17 protein-coding genes are annotated in these 17,818 nt (G+C 72.7%); 4 read left to right on the forward strand and 13 right to left on the reverse strand.

Annotated features, from left to right (window positions below; all coding sequences use genetic code 11):
• Nucleotides 1–11: 11 nt before the first annotated feature.
• On the reverse strand, nucleotides 12–371 hold the full coding sequence (locus ABT232_RS09020; RefSeq protein WP_007383963.1) for an NADH-quinone oxidoreductase subunit A: 360 nt from the start codon (nucleotides 369–371) through the stop codon (nucleotides 12–14).
• A gap of 716 nt (nucleotides 372–1,087) precedes the next feature.
• Here ABT232_RS09020 and ABT232_RS09025 point away from each other — a divergent pair.
• The gene (locus ABT232_RS09025) at nucleotides 1,088–1,936 is read left to right on the forward strand and encodes a C40 family peptidase (protein ID WP_351837938.1); all 849 of its coding nucleotides are present in this window, start codon (nucleotides 1,088–1,090) and stop codon (nucleotides 1,934–1,936) included.
• 105 nt (nucleotides 1,937–2,041) lie between these two features.
• Here ABT232_RS09025 and ABT232_RS09030 read toward each other — a convergent pair whose 3' ends face one another.
• Complete coding sequence (locus ABT232_RS09030; protein ID WP_351837941.1) at nucleotides 2,042–3,331, reverse strand: geranylgeranyl reductase family protein; 1,290 nt, start codon at nucleotides 3,329–3,331, stop codon at nucleotides 2,042–2,044.
• A gap of 97 nt (nucleotides 3,332–3,428) precedes the next feature.
• Between ABT232_RS09030 and ABT232_RS09035 the strand changes: the two genes are divergently transcribed.
• Both ABT232_RS09035 and ABT232_RS09040 read left to right on the forward strand, forming a co-directional pair.
• Nucleotides 3,429–3,935, forward strand: a complete 507-nt coding sequence (locus ABT232_RS09035) for a GNAT family N-acetyltransferase (RefSeq protein ID WP_351837944.1) — start codon at nucleotides 3,429–3,431, stop codon at nucleotides 3,933–3,935.
• A gap of 93 nt (nucleotides 3,936–4,028) precedes the next feature.
• Nucleotides 4,029–4,379: a PASTA domain-containing protein gene (locus ABT232_RS09040; RefSeq protein ID WP_351837946.1), complete on the forward strand. Its 351-nt coding sequence runs from the start codon at nucleotides 4,029–4,031 to the stop codon at nucleotides 4,377–4,379.
• Nucleotides 4,380–4,407: 28 nt separating this feature from the next.
• Here ABT232_RS09040 and ABT232_RS09045 read toward each other — a convergent pair whose 3' ends face one another.
• From ABT232_RS09045 to ABT232_RS09060, 4 genes are read right to left on the reverse strand one after another with little or no spacing between them, the layout of a single operon-like run.
• Entirely contained in the window at nucleotides 4,408–5,103 is a 696-nt protein-coding gene (locus ABT232_RS09045; protein WP_351837949.1) for a demethylmenaquinone methyltransferase, read from the reverse strand.
• Nucleotides 5,104–5,147: 44 nt separating this feature from the next.
• Nucleotides 5,148–6,482 carry an acyltransferase family protein gene (locus ABT232_RS09050; RefSeq protein WP_351837951.1) on the reverse strand — a complete coding sequence of 445 codons (1,335 nt, stop codon included), beginning with the start codon at nucleotides 6,480–6,482 and terminating at the stop codon, nucleotides 5,148–5,150.
• Nucleotides 6,479–8,761, reverse strand: a complete 2,283-nt coding sequence (locus tag ABT232_RS09055; RefSeq protein ID WP_351837953.1) for a bifunctional polysaccharide deacetylase/glycosyltransferase family 2 protein — start codon at nucleotides 8,759–8,761, stop codon at nucleotides 6,479–6,481. Before ABT232_RS09055 ends, ABT232_RS09050 begins: the two co-directional genes overlap by 4 nt.
• A gap of 29 nt (nucleotides 8,762–8,790) precedes the next feature.
• The gene (locus ABT232_RS09060; protein ID WP_351837954.1) at nucleotides 8,791–9,177 is read right to left on the reverse strand and encodes a hypothetical protein; all 387 of its coding nucleotides are present in this window, start codon (nucleotides 9,175–9,177) and stop codon (nucleotides 8,791–8,793) included.
• Nucleotides 9,178–9,331: 154 nt separating this feature from the next.
• Between ABT232_RS09060 and ABT232_RS09065 the strand changes: the two genes are divergently transcribed.
• Complete coding sequence (locus ABT232_RS09065) at nucleotides 9,332–10,342, forward strand: chitinase (RefSeq protein WP_351837957.1); 1,011 nt, start codon at nucleotides 9,332–9,334, stop codon at nucleotides 10,340–10,342.
• A 39-nt stretch (nucleotides 10,343–10,381) separates the two neighbouring features.
• Here ABT232_RS09065 and ABT232_RS09070 read toward each other — a convergent pair whose 3' ends face one another.
• From ABT232_RS09070 to ABT232_RS09100, 7 genes are all read right to left on the reverse strand, one after another.
• Nucleotides 10,382–11,248: a dioxygenase family protein gene (locus ABT232_RS09070; protein WP_351837959.1), complete on the reverse strand. Its 867-nt coding sequence runs from the start codon at nucleotides 11,246–11,248 to the stop codon at nucleotides 10,382–10,384.
• 38 nt (nucleotides 11,249–11,286) lie between these two features.
• On the reverse strand, nucleotides 11,287–12,219 hold the full coding sequence (locus ABT232_RS09075) for a helix-turn-helix transcriptional regulator (protein ID WP_351837962.1): 933 nt from the start codon (nucleotides 12,217–12,219) through the stop codon (nucleotides 11,287–11,289).
• 70 nt (nucleotides 12,220–12,289) lie between these two features.
• Nucleotides 12,290–12,889 (reverse strand): imidazolonepropionase-like domain-containing protein, encoded by a 600-nt coding sequence (locus ABT232_RS09080; protein ID WP_351837964.1) that lies wholly within the window; start codon nucleotides 12,887–12,889, stop codon nucleotides 12,290–12,292.
• A gap of 7 nt (nucleotides 12,890–12,896) precedes the next feature.
• Nucleotides 12,897–14,093 carry a cyclic dehypoxanthinyl futalosine synthase gene (gene mqnC / locus ABT232_RS09085; RefSeq protein ID WP_351837967.1) on the reverse strand — a complete coding sequence of 399 codons (1,197 nt, stop codon included), beginning with the start codon at nucleotides 14,091–14,093 and terminating at the stop codon, nucleotides 12,897–12,899.
• 72 nt (nucleotides 14,094–14,165) lie between these two features.
• Entirely contained in the window at nucleotides 14,166–14,960 is a 795-nt protein-coding gene (locus tag ABT232_RS09090; protein WP_351837970.1) for a prepilin peptidase, read from the reverse strand.
• A gap of 92 nt (nucleotides 14,961–15,052) precedes the next feature.
• Nucleotides 15,053–15,880 carry a GNAT family N-acetyltransferase gene (locus ABT232_RS09095; RefSeq protein WP_351837973.1) on the reverse strand — a complete coding sequence of 276 codons (828 nt, stop codon included), beginning with the start codon at nucleotides 15,878–15,880 and terminating at the stop codon, nucleotides 15,053–15,055.
• A gap of 44 nt (nucleotides 15,881–15,924) precedes the next feature.
• Nucleotides 15,925–17,649, reverse strand: a complete 1,725-nt coding sequence (locus ABT232_RS09100; RefSeq protein ID WP_351837976.1) for a serine/threonine-protein kinase — start codon at nucleotides 17,647–17,649, stop codon at nucleotides 15,925–15,927.
• Nucleotides 17,650–17,818 lie beyond the last annotated feature (169 nt).

The following is a 17,818-nucleotide window of genomic DNA, read 5'->3' on the forward strand; positions in this document are numbered from 1 at the left end:
CTAAAGGCCCCTCAGTCCCATTCCAGGCCGCCGCGCCGCCATACGTAGGCGTAGGCGACGAAGACGGTGAGCACGAAGAGCAGCATCTCCACGAGCCCGAACACACCCAGGGCGTCGAAGGTGACGGCCCAGGGGTAGAGGAAGACGATCTCGATGTCGAAGACGATGAAGAGCATCGCCGTCAGGTAGTACTTGATGGGGAATCGCCCGCCGCCGGCCGGCGTGGGGGTCGGCTCGATCCCGCACTCGTAGGCTTCGAGCTTGGCGCGGTTGTACCGCTTCGGACCGATCAGCGTGGCCATGACCACGGAGAAGATCGCAAAGCCTGCCCCGAGGGCTCCCAGTACGAGGATGGGCGCATACGCGTTCACCGCTCCTCGCTCCTCTCAGTCGGCACTGACTGCTGGCGGAAGTGCATCGGGCTCACATCCGCCCCACCAGTCCCACGAACCCCTTTGGTCCCGGCGAAGATCGAGAACATGTGAAGCAGGTCACAAGCCCAACTGCCTCGCATCTTATGCCCGGCGCTCTGTGATCTGCGACACGGGGTATTCCACAAGCTTTGTGATCTCCACCACCTGACGAAGGATCATGAAGTCGTATGAGCGGTGATCTTCGTACGCGAAGCGTCAGAGTGATCACGAGAGGTGACATTTTCGCTCGTCGCCGCAGCTCGGGAGGGGCGTCTCAATATCAAGAGACTTCCCTTGCATGCAAATTGGCCTTGGACCGGATCTCTTGATAGAGGGCGCCGTTCACACCTCGGAGGGAGTCGCGGGGCGGGATGTGGACGCGTGCACGCGTTCACGAGCTCGCCGACCGCCGAGTCGCACGCGGGACGCACCCCCGCGGGCGACCGTTCCGTGACCTCGGCCACATTCATGAGAGGGCTCTGAGAACCGGGCTTGGCCAACCACCCCAACCGATGGTAGGCCGCGGGCAATTCGGGCGTAACGACGAAAGCCCATGATCACAGGCTTGAGAGGGTGAGTCCGCAATGTCCGTTACGGCGTCAATAAAGAGTGTGACGACGAGGTTTCCGCGGCCCGATTGAACAACTGTGGCGCAGGCCACGTTTCTTGAAGGTATGAAGGAGGCCCTGATACCGCTTGTTCTCATGTCCCACACCGCTCACATACGCAGCCACCGGAAACCCCGCCGCAGCGCGTCGACGATCGCGATGCGGGCCGGAGTTGCCGGTGGCATCCTCAGCACCGTGGCAGTGGCCGGTGCGTCGGGGTCGGCGATCGCCGCCGAACCGGTGACCCAGACGCTCGAACTGCCCACCCTGACGGCCGACCTGGCCGCCCAGGTCGCCCAGTCCGCGGACGCCACGGAGCTGGCCGCCGCGAACTACGAGCTGCAGGCCGAGCGTGACGCGGCCGCCGCCCAGGCCGCCAAGGAGGCCAAGGCCGACCTGGCCGTGGCCAAGAAGAAGGCCGAGGCCAAGAAGGAGGCCGAGGAGGCCGCGCGCAAGGCCGCCGCCGAGCGCGCCGCCCGTGACGCCGAGCGGGCCACCCTCACCGCGGCCACCACCACCACGTCCGCCTCCGCCGACACGAACGTCTCCGCGCCGGCCGGCGGCAGCGTCGCGACGGTCATCGCCTTCCTCCGGGCACAGGTGGGCGACGCCTACGTCATGGGCGCCACCGGCCCCAACGCGTGGGACTGCTCCAGCCTCGTCCAGGCGGCCTTCCGTGAGGTCGGCGTGGACCTGCCGCGCGTCTCGCAGGACCAGTCGATGATGGGCACCGAGGTCTCCCTGTCGAACCTCGCGGTCGGCGACATCCTGTACTGGGGCGGCAAGGGCTCCGCGTACCACGTGGGCGTGTACATCGGGAACGGCCAGTACCTGGACGCCGCGAACCCCTCCAAGGGCGTCGTCATCCAGGACCTGTCCGGCTACCCGGCGTCGGGCGCGGTCCGCGTTCTCTGAACCTCTTGGTTCTCTGACCGTCGTGGTTCTCTGACAGTCGTAGCGAATGGCACGAAAAAGGGCCGCAGCCGCTCGGGGGCTGCGGCCCTTTCGGCGTGGTGCGGCTCAGGCCTTCGGGGCCACCTTGCTCAGCCCGTTGATGATGCGGTCCATCGCGTCGCCGCCCGTCGGGTCGGTGAGGTTGGCGAGCATCTTCAGGGTGAACTTCATCAGCACCGGATGCGTCAGGCCCCGCTGGGCCGCGATCTTCATGACCTTCGGGTTGCCGATGAGCTTCACGAAGGCGCGGCCAAGCGTGTAGTAGCCGCCGTAGGTGTCCTTCAGGACGCGCGGGTAGCGCTGGAGGGCCAGTTCGCGGCCGGCCGGGGTGGAGCGGGCGTGCGCCTGGACGATGACGTCGGCGGCGATCTGCCCGGACTCCATGGCGTAGGCGATGCCCTCGCCGTTGAAGGGGTTCACCAGACCGCCGGCGTCGCCGACCAGCAGCAGGCCGCGGGTGTAGTGCGGCTGGCGGTTGAAGGCCATGGGCAGGGCCGCGCCGCGGATCGGGCCGGTCATGTTCTCCGGGGTGTAGCCCCAGTCCTCGGGCATCGACGCGCACCAGGCCTTCAGCACCTCGCGCCAGTCCAGCTCCTTGAAGGAGTCGGAGGTGTTGAGGACACCGAGGCCGACGTTGGACGTGCCGTCGCCCATGCCGAAGATCCAGCCGTAGCCCGGCAGCAGCCGGTCCTCGCCGGGGCCGCGGCGGTCCCACAGCTCCAGCCAGGACTCCAGGTAGTCGTCCTCGTGGCGGGGGCTTTCGAAGTACGTCCGTACGGCCACGCCCATCGGCCGGTCCTCGCGGCGGTGCAGGCCCATCGCCAGGGACAGCCGGGTGGAGTTGCCGTCGGCGGCGACCACGAGCGGGGCGTGGAAGGTGACTTCGCGCTTCTCCTCACCGAGCTTGGCGGTCACGCCGGTGATGCGGCCGGTGCGGTCGTCGACGACCGGGCCGGAGACGTTGCAGCGCTCGTAGAGCCGGGCGCCCGCCTTCTGCGCCTGCCGGGCCAGCTGCTCGTCGAAGTCGTCGCGCTTGCGGACCAGGCCGTAGTCGGGGAAGGAGGCGAGATCCGGCCAGTCGAGCTGGAGCCGGACACCGCCGCCGATGATGCGCAGGCCCTTGTTGCGCAGCCAGCCGGCCTCCTCGGAGACGTCGATGCCCATGGCGACGAGCTGCTTGACCGCGCGCGGGGTGAGGCCGTCGCCGCACACCTTCTCGCGCGGGAACTCGGTCTTCTCCAGCAGCAGGACGTCGAGACCGGCCTTGGCGAGGTGGTACGCCGTCGTGGAACCCGCGGGCCCCGCGCCCACGACGATCACATCGGCGGTGTTGTCGGAGAGGAGGGGCTCGGTCACGGCGGGATCTCCCCAAGTTCGAAATCTGCGTGCCGACCGGCACTGGACATGGGCAGTCTATTCAGCACAATTGATCAACCGGCTGAAGGGCTGCCCCGTGAACAGAACGCTCCCCGTCGTACGGCTGCGCGTCCCCACCGACGAGGACGCCGTCGCCTGGCACCGGGTCTTCGACCACCCGGACGTCATGGAGTTCCACGGCGGCCGCTCCGCCGGGCTCTCCGTCTACGAGGAGCTGACGGCCCGCCAGCGCAAGCACGACGCCGAGCTCGGCTTCTGTCTGTGGACCATGCTGGACGAGGAGGACCGGGTCATCGGCTTCACCGGCGCCCAGCCCTGGCCGTACGCGTGGGGTCCGGCCGGGGAGATCGAGATCGGCTGGCGGCTGGGCCGCGAGCACTGGGGGCGGGGCTATGTGACGGCGGCCGCGAAGACCACGCTGGAGCGGGTGCGCGCGGCGGGCGTGCCGGACGTGGTGGCGATGGTGAACGCCCGCAACACCCGCTCGATCGCGGTCACCAGACGCCTCGGCATGCACCTCGCCGAGACCTTCACGACCCCCGAGTCGAAGCAGCAGGGGCACTGCTACCGACTGGCGCTGTGACGCAGCGTAGTTGTCGGCTACGGAAAGACACCTGACGCTTCCGGACGGCACCCCCGGGCGGTTACCCTGCCAGTACCGCTGGGGGTGACATCTGTGCGAATACCACCCAAAACACCCGAAGTGCGTGTGCCGCGGCTCGTCGGACTGATGGCCGTGGACGCCCGTGAGACGGCCGAGGCGCAGGGCGTGCTGCTCGCCGCACCCGACCGGCCCGACTTCCACCGCACCGTCGTCGACTACGTCGTACGGCAGTACCCGCCGCCCGGCGCCGAGATCCCGCGTGGGGCCGTGGTCACCGTCTGGTTCGAGTTCGGCGAGGGCGAGGGCGGCGGCGGCTCGGGCGTCCGTGAGCCCCGGCTGCCGCGGCCGCCGCACGGCGGCATCCGGCGCGAGGCGGCCGCACCGCCGGAGCACCGGGCGACGGCCCCGCTCAGCTCGCTCTGAGGCGTCGCCCGGCTGACCGGTGCGGCTTTCAGCTGTCCTTGAAGCCCCGGTGCAGCGCCACCACGCCGCCGGTGAGGTTGCGCCAGGCCACCCGCGACCAGCCCGCGCCCTTGAGCAGTTCGGCCAGGGCCGACTGGTCGGGCCAGGCGCGGATGGACTCGGCGAGGTAGACGTACGCGTCCGGGCTCGACGACACCGCGCGGGCCACCGGCGGCAGCGCGCGCATCAGGTACTCGGTGTAGACAGTGCGGAACGGCGCCCAGGTCGGGTGCGAGAACTCGCAGATCACGACCCGTCCGCCGGGCCGCGTCACCCGGTACAGCTCGCGCAGCGCCGCCTCGGTGTCCTGCACGTTGCGCAGTCCGAAGGAGATGGTGACGGCGTCGAAGACGTCGTCCTTGAACGGCAGCCGGGTCGCGTCCCCCGCGGTCAGCGGCAGCCACGGGTGCTTCCGCTTGCCCACCCGGAGCATGCCGAGGGAGAAGTCGCAGGGGACGACGTAGGCGCCGGTGCGGGCGAAGGGCAGCGAGGAGGTCGCCGTACCGGCGGCCAGGTCCAGGATCTTCTGCGCGGGCCGCGCGTCGACGGCCTTGGCCACTTCCTTGCGCCACACCCGGTCCTGTCCGAGGGACAGCACATCGTTGGTGAGGTCGTACCGGTCCGCCACGTCGTCGAACATCGAGGCGACTTCGTGCGGCTGCTTGTCCAGGGATGCGCGGGTCACGCCCTCATTGTTGCAGTACGGCCGCACGGGCTCGCGGGACGGCCTCACGGAAGCAGCCGCGGCCCGCGCTTCGCCGCCACGTCCTCCACCCAGCCGCACAGCAGCACGAACACCGCGATCAGCACCCAGCCCACCCCGAACATGAACCACTGGCTCTCCAGCGGCAGGTGGGCCTCGAAGGCGGGCACCTTCCAGAACTGGTCGATCAGCGGCACCGCGAGGATCAGCGCGAGCTCGTGCCAGAGGTAGATCGTCACCGCGCGGGCGTTGAAGACACTCACCACCCGGTCCAGCCGCGGGAAGCGGGCCAGCCACGAGAAGTCCGCCTTGAAGTACATCAGCAGCGTCACGAAGCCGGCCGACCAGAAGGCCTGCGCGAGCGGGATCTCGTCCAGGTCGTAGGTGCCGTACTCGGCCTGGTGCGCGAGGGCGTACCAGCCGCCGTACGCCAGCGCCGCCGCCGAGGCGCAGACGACCGCCGCCGCGCTCAGCCGGCGCAGCACCCCGTCGCGGTGGGCGAAGCCGAGCAGCCAGCAGAAGAGATACGTCGCCAGGTCCCACAGCGCGCTGCCGAAGCGGGACTCCGGCGGCTGCCAGGCGAAGGTGAGGACCGCGATCGGCGCGAGCGAGAGCAGCAGCACCGGGACCGGGGCCAGCCGGAACACCCGCAGCAGCAGCGGGGAGAGGAGCACGAACCAGAGGTAGGTCCGCAGGTACCAGAGGATCTCCCAGGCCTGCTCGCCCCAGGCGTCGCCGGGCGGATCGCCGAGCGGGACGATCCAGTAGACGATCTGCCAGCCGGGCATCCAGCCGTGGATCAGCATCGCCACGACCACGAAGAGGCCCCAGAACCAGAACGGCGGCAGCAGCCGGCGCACCCGGCCGCGCAGCACCCGCACCGCCGGACGCTCCAGCGACTTCGCCATCAGCGTGCCGGCCAGGCCGAACATGATCCCCATCGACGGGAAGACCAGCCCGGCCCAGGCCCATCCGAACGTGTGATAGCTGACCACCCGGACGAGGGCCGCGGCGCGGAGGGTGTCGAAGTACCGGTCGCGTCCCGGCCGCGCGGGCCTCTCCGCCGGCTCGGGTTCCGGTTCCGGTTCGGGCTCGGGTCCCGGCTCGGGTCCCGGCTCCGGCTCGGGTTCCGGCTCCAGCACCGGCAGGGGCGCCGTCGACTCCGCGGGCGCCCCCTGCCCGTAGTGCTCCGGGTACCGCTGCGCGTACGGCTGTGTGTACGGCTGTGTGTACGGCTGCGCGTACGGCTGGGGCTGCTGCTCGTGGCCGTACCCGCCGGCGCCGTATCCGTGCGGGTACCCCTGGCCGTACCCGTGGCCGTGCCCCTGCGGATACCCCTGCTGCTCCTGGCCCCAGCTCATCCGCCCGCCCCCGCCGGAGTGCCGACCTCGCCGGTCCGCTTCAGCTTCTGCCAGCGCAGCCGGCCGCCGGTGAGGGCGGTGATGCTGGAGTGGATGAGGACGAGGTACATCATCTGCCGGTAGGCGAGCTGTTGCAGCGGCATCATCAGCAGGTAGCGGTACTTCTCCCGGTCCAGGCGGAAGGCGTAGGCCGCGCAGAAGAGCTGCACGCCGAGGACCGCGAGCCACGCGTAGAGCGCCGCCTGGAAGTCGATGAAGATCATCGAGTAGGCGGTGAACACGTCGATCAGCGGCGCGCACACCGGCGTGACGATCTGGAAGATCACCACCAGCGGCATGCCGACCCGGCCGAAGCGGCCCGAGGGGCCGGAATCGGTCACGGACTTGCGGTGCTTCCACAGCGCCTGCATCGTGCCGTAGGACCAGCGGTAGCGCTGGGACCACAGCTGCTTCAGCGAGCCCGGTGCCTCCGTCCAGGCCCTGGCGTGCTCCTGGTAGACGACCTGCCAGCCCGCGCGGTGCATGGCGATGGTGATGTCGGTGTCCTCGGCGAGGGTGTCCTCGCTCATGCCGCCGACCTCCAGCACGGCGTCCCGGCGGAACGCGCCGATCGCGCCGGGGATCGTCGGCATGCAGCGCAGCAGGTCGTACATGCGGCGGTCGAGGTTGAAGCCCATCACGTACTCGATGTGCTGCCAGGCGCCGATGATCGTGTCGCGGTTGCCGACCTTGGCGTTGCCCGCGACCGCGCCGACCTTCGGGTCGGCGAAGGGCTGCACCAGCTGGTGCACGGCGTCCGGTTCGAAGACGGTGTCGCCGTCCATCATGACGACGATGTCGTGGCTGGCGCTGCGCACCCCGTTGTTGAGGGCGGCGGGCTTGCCCGCGTTCTCCTGGCGGATGACGCGGACGTTGGTCATGCCGAGCCGCTCCGCCGCGGCGCGCGCGATCTCGGACGTGCCGTCCGAGGAGCCGTCGTCGACGACGATGATCTCGATCGGATGGGTGCTCCGCGCCAGCGACTCCAGGGTGTTGGCGATGCACTCCTTCTCGTTGTACGCCGGGACGATCACGCTCACCGGCCGGGTCACCCTCGGTCCCCAGCTGAAGCGGCGTCTGTTGCGGACCCGGTGGTGGCGGCGGGCCAGGATCAGCATCATCCCGAAGCGGCCCAGGACGGCCACGCCCACGACCATCAGCGCCACCGAGAGCGCCGGGACCGTCCACTCGGCGACGGCGACCGCCGCGATCAGGGCGTTGCCCTCGTACAGGGTGACGCCGGTGGCCTCGCGGTGCGCGGCCTGGAGGGCGTTCCCGGCGGTGGTGCCCGCGGCGCCGCCCTGGCCGTCCGGCGCGGCACCGCCGGGCTGCCCGGCCGCGCCGGCGGCCGCCCCGCCGGCGTTCTCCTCCTGGAGCACACCGCTGATGGTGGTGAAGGTGTAGCCCTTCGCCTTCATCTTCTCGATGTACTTCGGCAGCGCCTCGATGGTCTGCGAACGCTCACCGCCCGCGTCGTGGAAGAGCACCGACGCGCCCTCGCCGTCCTCCGGCGTGGCCCACTTGACGATCTTCGAGACGCCCGGCCGCTTCCAGTCGTCGCTGTCGGTGTCGATGAAGACGCTGGTGTAGCCGTCCTCGCCGAGCTTCTGGTAGACGGGCCAGCTGTAGTTGTCGATGGCGTCCGTCTCCGAGGAGTACGGCGCGCGGAACAGCGTGGTGGTGATGCCGGCCGCGCCCGCGAGCGCGAGCTGGGTCTGCTGCATCTCGCGCTCCACCCGGGCGTCGCTCTGGTACGACAGGTCGACGTGGGTGAAGGTGTGGATGCCGACCTCGTTGCCCTGTTCGACCATGTCCGCGACGAGATCGGGATAGCGCGCGACCATCGAGCCGACCACGAAGAACGTGGCCGGTACGTCGTACTCCTCGAGGATCTCCAGCACCTGCGGCGTCCAGGTGGGGTCGGGGCCGTCGTCGAAGGTGAGCGCGATCGTCTTGTCGGGCACCGAGACGGTGGTGGCCTGGCCGCCCCGGAAGGTGAGAATCGGGCCGCCGTCGAGCACCTCGTCCGGCACGTCGTCGGCGCCGGCGCCGGTACGCACGCGCTGGTCGCCGCCGACCTCGGCGCGCAGATAGCCGTCGAGCAGCATCACGCTGGTCAGCGCGAGCAGGAGCAGCAGGGCGAGGATGACACGCGGTTTCTGCAGCGCCGCGGCCTTGCCCGCGGCCCGCTCGATGCGGGTGGGGGCACGGCGCCGGCCGCGGGAGGGAGTCGTCGTCATGTGGGTGGCTGCGTTCCGGTCGTGGGGTGTCAGTCGGCGGTCGCCGGGGCGGACGGGGACGGTGCGGCGGAGCCGGTGGGCGGTGCGCTGCCGGGCAGGCCGACCTGGTGGCCCGTGCCGCCGTCCGGCCGGACGCCGCCGGGACCCTGGACGCCCTGGACTCCCTGGTCGCCGGCGCCGAAGGGCAGCAGCGAGGACGGGGTCAGCGAGGTGCCCCAGCCCATGAAGGCGGCGCCGAGGACGGTGGCGTAGGCGAGACAGCCGACGCCGAGGAGGATGCCGATCCGGCGCAGCAGCCTGGACCTGCGTCCGGAGTTGTCGACGAAGACGGGTCCTTCGGCGAAGTCGCTGTCGCGTTTGCGACGGCGGCCACGCGCGGCCGCCGCACGGCTTTCGATGGCAGGCTCGGAATGCATTCCCCGGAAGGTAGAGAACCTTCATGTGCCGAGATCACCGGGTTCCTGTGGGACGCCCATGAGAAGCGGCCCAGTCTGTGGCCGCGCTGAGAGACGGCGGCGATCGCCCGGATTTTCAGGGCAAGCTCCCAGCCGGGCGTGAGACGTTCCGGCGATGAACCCGATCCTCAAGCCGACGGCCGGTCTGCTGTGCCTGGTCGCCCTGGGCGCCGCGGGATGCTCCGCGGGGTCCGGCGACGGCTCGTCGGACGCGGCACCCGCGACGCCCGAACGGTCCGCCACCGCCGCCCCGTCCGAGACCACCACCGCCTACGCCCCGTACGTCAGTGCCACGACCGCCTACGACACCGACTCGGCGGGCTCGCCCGCCGCCTACAACCTGGCGTTCGTGATCTCGGACGGCAGTGGCTGCACACCACGGTGGAACGGCACGCACGACGTCGACGACGCGTCCGTGGCCTCCCGGATCTCCGCGCTCACCGAGTCGGGCGCCGCCGTCCGCGTCTCCTTCGGCGGGGCGTCCGGCAAGGAGCTGGCGGCGACCTGCGAGAGCGCGGCGGAGCTGGCGGAGGCGTACGGCGCCGCCCTGGACGCGGCCGGTTCGGACCTGGCCGACTTCGACATCGAGGGCGACGAGCTGACCGACCCGGCGTCGGTGGCACTGCGGTCCCGGGCGATCGCCCTGCTCCAGGAGGAACGCCCCGGTCTGGAGGTCTCCTTCACCCTTCCGGTGATGCCGTCCGGCCTGGACTCCGCCGCCCTGGCCCTGCTGAAGTCGGCGAACAAGTACGACGTCCAGGTCTCCACCGTCAACCTGATGACGATGAACTACGGCGAGTCGTACGACGGGGACATGGGCGGCTACGCCGTCACCTCGGCCACCGCCGCGCACCTCCAGCTGAAGGAGATCTTCGGCACCTCGGACGCGGCGGCCTGGAAGGGCATGGCGCTGACCTCGATGATCGGCGAGAACGACATCGAGGGCGAGACGTTCACCCTGGACGACGCGGCGCGGGTGCGGTCGTTCGGGGAGGCGAAGGGCATCGCGTGGGTGTCGATGTGGGCGACGTTCCGCGACCGGAGCTGCGCGGGCGACGACTCGGCGTCGGAGTGCAGCGGGGTCGACCAGCGGGACGGGGCGTTCGGCGAGGCGTTCTCGGGCTGAGCGCCGGCCGCGCGCCCTGCCCGAGAGGTGCGTCGCCGCTCAGACGGCCCGCCACAGGGCCGGCGCGGACGGCGGTTCCCAGCCGGGCTGTGCGGTGTGGGCCTGGAGGCAGACGTAGGCGCGGCTCGCGTGGGTGACGCGGTCGCCGGCCCGGTAGGCGGTGCCGACGGCCCAGGTGCCGCCGGGCGGCGGCGTCGGGCTCGGGCCGGGTCCGGGGTCCTGCGGGACGGCGAGGACGAAGTCGAACGCCGCCTGCTTGGCGCCGCCCGCGTCCCGCACGGTCATCAGCAGCCGCGGATCGAAGATGGTGTCGGTGTTGTTGCGGGGCTCGTTCGGGAAGTACAGCTGGGTGGTCAGCACGGGCCGGTTCGGGGCCTGCACCTTCACATGGATGTGCCGGGTGCGGCCCGGATAGAGGCCGGGGACGATCGTGGTGAGGGTGAACGCGCCGTCGGCGCCGGTGTACTGGTGGCCGCGGAACCGGAAACCGGTGTTGTCGTAGGCCCCGTTGACGTCGGCCTGCCAGAAGTCCAGCAGGGCGCCGGCGACGGGCCGGCAGGCGAGACCGAAGACGTACCCGGTGACGGTGAGCCGGGTGCCGGGTGTGCCGGACTCCAGCAGGCTGGTGCGGCGCGGGGAGTTGGGCTTGAAGTAGGGGCCCTCGGTCTGCGGCGGGGTGGGGTCGTCGCCGTCGTCGCACGGCGGGGTGAGCGCGGGTGCGGTGTCACCGGCGGCCAGGGTGCGGGCCAGGGCCGGTGCGCCCATCAGGGCGGCCGGGACCGCGGCCGTGGCGGCGAGCGCGGCGCGCAGCACCGTCTTGCGCCGGACGAGCGGCCGGCTGTCCTCGGCGGCCGGGGGGTGCGGGGGGTGCGTCGCGTCGTGCGGGCGGGGCGTCGCGTCGTCCATCTCGGCTCCTTGTGGGGGCGGTCGGAACGACACCGAACCTAGGCGCGGGCCTGCGGGGCTTCGATGGACTGGTGTGCGCGACTGTGGTGTTTTCGGAAGGTGCCGGGGCTCAGCCCGGTCTCGCGGCGGAAGAAGCGGCTGAAGTAGGCCGGGTCGGCGAATCCGGTGCGGGCGGCGACCTGGCGTACCGACAACTCCGTGTGCACGAGCAGCTGTTGGGCCTGGCGGGTGCGGGCCTCGATGAGCAGCCGTCCCGGGCTGCGGCCGGTCGCGGACCGCACAGCCTGGGTGAGGTAGCCGGGGGTGACTCCCAGCCGCTCGGCGCACTCGCGGACCGTCCAGGCGACCGCCTCGGGCCGGGCGGCCAGCCGGGCGAAGGCCCGGGCGACCGCCGCGCCCCGCCCTTCGGCCGGGGCGCCGGGCCTGGGGCCGCCCGGCAGCCGGTCCAGCCGGACGGCGAGGACGTGCAGCAGTGCCCGCAGCACCCCCGCGTATCCCGGCCGGCGCTGTTCGTGCTCGGTGACCAGCTCGGCCATGAGGGCGCCGATCCGTGCCCCCTCCTGCGGCGACGGCCGGAACCGGCAGCGGGCGGCGAGCCGCCGGAACAGCTCGCGGTCGCCGGGGTGGTCCACCAGGAAGTCCTCGGTGAACAGCACGAGCGTGCCGTCGAGGCCGCGGGCGTCCGCCCAGTGGTGCACCTGGCCCGGCGCGAGCACGGCCAGCTGCGGCGCGGTCAGCGGCCGGCGGTCGAGGTCGACGACATGGGTCGCGGACCCGGCGGTCACCTGGACGATCTCGTAGAAGGTGTGCCGGTGCGGCCGGTCGAGGCGGGAGAGCGGCCCGAGGGTGTCGAAGGCTCCCGCCGCGAAGGGGACGGCCGCGGGGCCGGCCACTTCCAGCCGGTGCAGGGGCGGTTCGCCGGTGCGGGGCGGGAGGCAGGGCGTTCCGGGCGGGACGGTGGTGGCGCGCATGGACCCGAACCTTCCTCATGGCAGGTACAGACCAATCGAGCGCTCCCAGCGTCTCACGCCGGCCGGCGGCTCAGCGCCTGCGGTGCACCAGCCGTCCCGCGACGACCGTGGCCACACAGGTGCCGGCGCCCTGCCGGACCAGGGCCGCCCGGTCGGGCACGTCGAAGACGGCGAAACGGGCGGGGGCGCCCGGAGCCAGCGGCGGCAGCAGGATCAGCGGGGCCGGGGAGAAGGACGGCGGCCCCGGCAGCGACGGCGGGCGCTGCCCGACGGCGAGCCCGGCGCGCCGCACCGCGTCCAGCGCGGCCCGCTCGCGCAGCTCCCCCGCGATGGCGACGGTGCCGTGCGCGAGGAGCCGCTGCACACCGCGCCGCGCGCTGGCGCCCCGGCGGGCGGGGTCCGCGCGGAACAGCGCCTGCGCGCGTTCGCCGCCGATCGGCTCGGTGCCGAGGGCGTCCGCCTCGCGCGGGTCCGGGTGGTAGGTCCGCTCCAGCAGCTCCGGGCCGTACGGGTTGAGCAGCCCGGGCGTGAGGATGCCGGGCCAGCGCCGCACCCGCGCGTGCGGGTGCGGAGCGGTCAGCTCCTCGTACGGGCCGACGGCGGCGATGCGGTCGCCGTCGACCAGGACGGCAACCTCGGGCGAGGCGTCGGCGACGTGAAGGGTCAGCACCGCGCGCTCAGTTCGCGGCGAGGATCTTCAGCTCGGGATGAGCCGTGCCGCCCTCGATCGCGGTCGACGAGATGTGGGAGACGACCCGCTCGTCGACGGGGTCGTTCGCCGGGTCGTCGTGCACCAGGAGGTGCTCGTACGTGGTGGAGCGCTGCGCCGGGACGCGGTCGGCGCCGCGGATCATCTCGATCATCTCCATGAGGTTGGAGCGGTGCTTGGCACCGGCCGCCGAGACGACGTTCTCCTCCAGCATGATCGAGCCGAGGTCGTCGGCGCCGTAGTGCAGGGTCAGCTGGCCCGCGTCCTTGCCGGTGGTGAGCCAGGAGCCCTGGATGTGGGCGACGTTGTCGAAGAAGAGCCGCGCGACCGCGATCATCCGCAGGTACTCGAAGATGGTGGCCTGGGTGCGGCCCTTCAGGTGGTTGTTCTGCGGCTGGTACAGGTACGGGATGAAGGCGCGGAAGCCGCCCGTGCGGTCCTGGACGTCACGGATCATCCGCAGGTGCTCGATCCGCTCGGCGTTGGTCTCGCCGGTGCCCATGAGCATGGTGGAGGTCGACTCGACGCCCAGGTTGTGCGCGGTCTCCATGATCTCCAGCCAGCGCTCGCCGCTCTCCTTCAGCGGGGCGATGGCCTTGCGGGGTCGCTCCGGGAGCAGCTCGGCGCCGGCACCCGCGAAGGAGTCGAGGCCGGCCGCGTGGATGCGCTGGATGGCCTCCTCGACGCTGACCTCGGAGATCCGGGCCATGTGCTCGACCTCGCTCGCCCCCAGGCTGTGGATGACGAGCTGCGGGAACTCCTTCTTGATGGCCGAGAAGTGCTTCTCGTAGTACTCCACGCCGTAGTCCGGGTGGTGGCCGCCCTGGAACATGATCTGCGTGCCGCCGAGTTCGACGGTCTCCGCGCACCGGCGCAGGATGTCGTCCAGGTCGCGGGTCCAGCCCTTGTCGCTCTTCGGCGGGGCGTAGAAGGCGCAGAACTTGCACGCCGTGACGCACACGTTCGTGTAATTGATGTTCCGCTCGATGATGTACGTCGCGATGTGCTCGACGCCCGCGTACCGGCGGCGGCGTACGGCGTCGGCGGCGGCGCCCAGCGCGTGCAGAGGCGCGTCGCGGTAGAGGTCCAGCGCCTCCTCGGGGGTGATCCGCCCACCCTCTGCGGCGCGGTCGAGCACAGACTGGAGGTCGGCCTTCTCGGTCACCGGGGCGTCCCTTTCGTCAAGGGTTGTGGACGGACTCGCCCAGCGTACGCCAGCCGTTTCACCGCGCTCACGTCAGGCCGCGCCCGCGCCGGACAGCAGCCCGAGATACGCCCCCGCGAGGAGGAACGGACCGAACGCGATGGCCGTCCCGCGTCCGGCCCGGCCCAGCACGACCAGCATGCCCGCGTACAGCGCGCCCAGCAGGAACCCGGCGAACGCGCCCAGCAGCACCGCCGACCAGCCGTACCAGCCGAGCGCCGCGCCCATGCCCACCGCCAGCTTCACATCGCCGAAGCCCAGGCCCGCCGGGTTGACCAGGAAGAGCACCAGATAGCCGCCGCCGAGCCCGAGCGCGCCGTACAGGGCGCTCGGCCAGTCGCCGGCATGGCCGGGGGCGAGCGCGGCGAGCCCGAGCAGCAGCGGCGCGGCGGCGGCCAGCGGCAGGGTCAGCGCGTCCGGCAGCCGGTGCACCCGCAGGTCGATCACCGTCAGCAGCACGCCGACGGGCCCGAGCAGCAGCCAGACGCCCAGTTCGGGCCGGGGCCCGGTGGCGGCGGCGAGACCGGCGCAGAGGAGCGCGGTGACGGCGGCGAGCGGCAGCGCGCGCGGCCCGTACAGCGGCCCCGCCGCCACCGCCGTACCGACGGCCCGGGACCCGGGTTCCGGGCCCGCCGCCACCGCCGTACCCGCGCACCGCCCGCACCGGGCCGCGCCGAGCCAGCCGCGGACCGGGTGGCCGCCGGGGCAGGCGTCGCGCCGGCCGCCGCTCTCCGAGGGCACGGCGAACCGGTACGCGGCCCGCGGCAGCACCGCCCCGGCCCCCGCACCCCACAGCGCGGCGGCGGCCACCAGCACCGGCCCGTTCACCGGTCCGTGGAACCTGTCGTACGGCGTCGAGACATGGCGGCGTCCTCAGGCGTGGCGGTCTGCGGCACGAACTGCCGGGATTCTAGGGGGTGTCAGGCCCCTCGGGCGGGCTGGTCGGCGGCGAGCAGGGTGACCCCGGCGGGCCGGAAGCCCAGCCGGGCGTAGATCCGGGCCACGCTCTCCTGCGCGTACGCGAGGAAGACCGTGCGGACGCCGTGCGCCCGGGCGTGCGTGGCCAGTTCCGCGGTGACGGCGGCGCCGAGGCCGCGCCGCCGGGCCTCGGGCAGGGTGCCCACCCCGCCGATCTCGGTCGCGCCCTCCGCCGGGTGGTAGTGGCCCACGGCGAGCGGTGTGCCGTCCGCGTCCAGCGCGGCGACGAGCACCTTGTGCCCCGCGCGGAGGGCGGGCCGGACGGCGGCGAGGGTCCCGTCCGCCACCGCCTCGTCGGCGGCGCGGCGCAGCTCCTCGCGCCCCGCGGGGCCCGTCGCCGAGAACGCCAGCCGGGGCACGGCGAGCACGGCGGGCAGCACGGGATCGTCGGCCCCCACCACCCGCGACGACACCCCGTCCGGCAGGGCCGCCGCCGACGCCGCGCCCTCCAGGACCATCAAGGGCCGCTCGGCGACCGGAAGTCCCGCCGCCGCGACGACCCGCCGCGCCTCCGGCGCCGCCTCGGCCAGCCACTCGAACGCCTCCGGCACCCCCAGCTCCCGCTGTCTGGCCCGCACCCGCTCGACGTCCGCGGCGGTCACCGGGCCGTCCCCGGTCGGCCGGGCGTGCCCCGGCCCGCCGTAGTAGGGGGCGCCCGGCTCCTTCCGCACGAACAGCCGCAGCGACCCGAACTCCTCGGCACCGGCGAACAGTTGCGGGACGGCGGCGTAGTACCGCTCGACGCGGTCGAGGAACGAAGACTCACTCATCCGGCCGACCCTAGGGGAGGCGGCACCGGCCGTGGGGGGTGCGGCTATCCGACCTTGGACATCCGGGCCTCCGGGCGGCCCGCCGCCGAGCTGTCCGACCGGTACGTCAGGTCGTCACCGACCGGGGTCAGCCGTACCGTCGCCTTCGCCGGGTCGCAGCCGGCGTGGTTGTCCTCGGCGCCGACGGACGTGGCGACGAGCTGTTTCTCCGTCACCTCCGTCAGCGTCAGCACATCGGTGCAGACGCCGCCCAGCGGGTCGGTCTGGCGCAGCCGGCCCAGTTCCTCGCCGACGTCCACCCGCCGGATCGTGATCTTGAAGGTGCCGGCGGGCAGGTTGCCGTCGAGGACGGTGCCCCGGCCCTCCCAGGTGCCGACGTAGCGGGCGGGGACGCCGGATCCGGGCGAGGGCGCCTCGCCCGCGGCCGAGTCACCGGCGCCCGGGGGCTCGGAGTAGGCGTCCTCGCCGCCGCTGCCCGCGGTGTCCCGGCGTTCGCCCGGCAGCAGGTCGAACACGAACACCGAGCCGACCGTCACCGCGGCCAGCGCGCCCGCGACGGCGAGGGCGACCGAGCAGCTGAGGCGGCGGCCCCGGCCGCCCGGCTCCGGCGCCGCCGACGCGGCCACGGTGACCGAGAGCCTCCCCGGGCGCCGGCCGGAAGGCGGAGCGGCGTCCTCGTACGGCTGGGGGCGGCGCGGCTCCGGCATGCCCGGTCCCGGCATCACCGGCGGCGGCCCGAAGGTGCCGGCCGTCGGCGGCGCGCTCACCGCGGGTGTGCTGAAACCGACGGGTCCGGACGGCGCGTCCACCGGTGCGTCCACAGGGCCGGGCGGGGCCGAGGGCCCGGCGGGCACGCTCACCGCCGGTTCCTGCGCCGCCTCCAGGTTCAGCAGCCGCACCGCGCTGCGGCTGACGCCCTCGATCAGCGGCCCGGGCAGCCAGCCGGCCGCCACCAGGCGCGCCGCGCCCTGCGGGGCGAGCCGCGCGGCCAGTTCGGCCGGGGTGGGGCGGGCGGCCGGGTCCTTGGTCAGGCAGGCGGCGACCAGGTCCTTCAGCTCGCCCTCCAGACCGGCGAGCCGGGGCTCCTCGTGGACGACCTTGTAGAGCAGCGCCGCGGAGGAGTCGCCGGGGAACGGCGGCTCGCCGGCCGCCGCGTACGCGAGGACCGAACCGAGCGAGAAGACGTCCGCCGCGCCCGTGACGCCCTTGCCGAGGATCTGCTCGGGCGCCATGTAGCCGGGGGAGCCGACGGAGACGCCGGTCGAGGTCAGGGAGGCGGTGCCCTCGGTGGCGCGGGCGATGCCGAAGTCGATCAGCAGCGGTCCGTCGAGGGTGAGCAGGACGTTGGACGGTTTCACGTCCCGGTGCACCAGGCCGAGTTCGTGCACCGCGGCCAGCGCCTCGGCGAGGCCCGCGCCCAGCGCCCGCACCGTGGCCACCGGCAGCGGGCCGGTGTCCGCCACGGCCGCGGCCAGGGAGGGTCCCGCCGCGTACGCCGTGGCGACCCACGGCACCGGCGCCTCCGGGTCGGCGTCCAGGACCGGCGCGGTCCAGGCGCCGCCGACCCGCCGTGCGGCGGACACCTCGCGGCGGAACCGGGCCCGGAACTCCTCGTCGAGCGCGAAGTGCGGGTGCACGATCTTCACCGCGACCGTGCGCCCACCGGAACTGCGGCCGAGGTAGACCCGCCCCATCCCGCCGGAGCCGAGCCGGCCGAGCAACCGGTACGGCCCCACGCTGGTGGGTTCGTCGACTCCGAGCGGCTGCATGGCACGCCCTCCCCCCGTGGACCTGTGAGTCACCAGCAGGGTACGCAGTCCCGCCCTCTCCCCGGCCGTTCGCGCTAGGGGGTGTCTCGTCGATCAGGCCGGATCAGCGAGCGGCGTCTGGTGCCGTGCATCGCAAGGCGGAGGAGGGCGGCATGGCGGAGCCATGGCA

It is taken from the genome of Streptomyces sp. NPDC001532 (assembly GCF_040298625.1).
GTDB lineage: Bacteria > Actinomycetota > Actinomycetes > Streptomycetales > Streptomycetaceae > Streptomyces.

What these genes read in the sequence shown, in the direction of transcription:
- ABT232_RS09025 (WP_351837938.1), top strand. Translation starts at nt 1,088, where the DNA reads ATGAAGGAGGCCCTGATACCGCTTGTTCTCATGTCCCACACCGCTCAC.
- ABT232_RS09050 (WP_351837951.1), bottom strand. Translation starts at nt 6,482, where the DNA reads ATGAGCTGGGGCCAGGAGCAGCAGGGGTATCCGCAGGGGCACGGCCAC.
- ABT232_RS09055 (WP_351837953.1), bottom strand. Translation starts at nt 8,761, where the DNA reads ATGACGACGACTCCCTCCCGCGGCCGGCGCCGTGCCCCCACCCGCATC.
- ABT232_RS09060 (WP_351837954.1), bottom strand. Translation starts at nt 9,177, where the DNA reads ATGCATTCCGAGCCTGCCATCGAAAGCCGTGCGGCGGCCGCGCGTGGC.
- ABT232_RS09065 (WP_351837957.1), top strand. Translation starts at nt 9,332, where the DNA reads ATGAACCCGATCCTCAAGCCGACGGCCGGTCTGCTGTGCCTGGTCGCC.
- ABT232_RS09070 (WP_351837959.1), bottom strand. Translation starts at nt 11,248, where the DNA reads ATGGACGACGCGACGCCCCGCCCGCACGACGCGACGCACCCCCCGCAC.
- ABT232_RS09075 (WP_351837962.1), bottom strand. Translation starts at nt 12,219, where the DNA reads ATGCGCGCCACCACCGTCCCGCCCGGAACGCCCTGCCTCCCGCCCCGC.
- ABT232_RS09095 (WP_351837973.1), bottom strand. Translation starts at nt 15,880, where the DNA reads ATGAGTGAGTCTTCGTTCCTCGACCGCGTCGAGCGGTACTACGCCGCC.
- ABT232_RS09100 (WP_351837976.1), bottom strand. Translation starts at nt 17,649, where the DNA reads ATGCAGCCGCTCGGAGTCGACGAACCCACCAGCGTGGGGCCGTACCGG.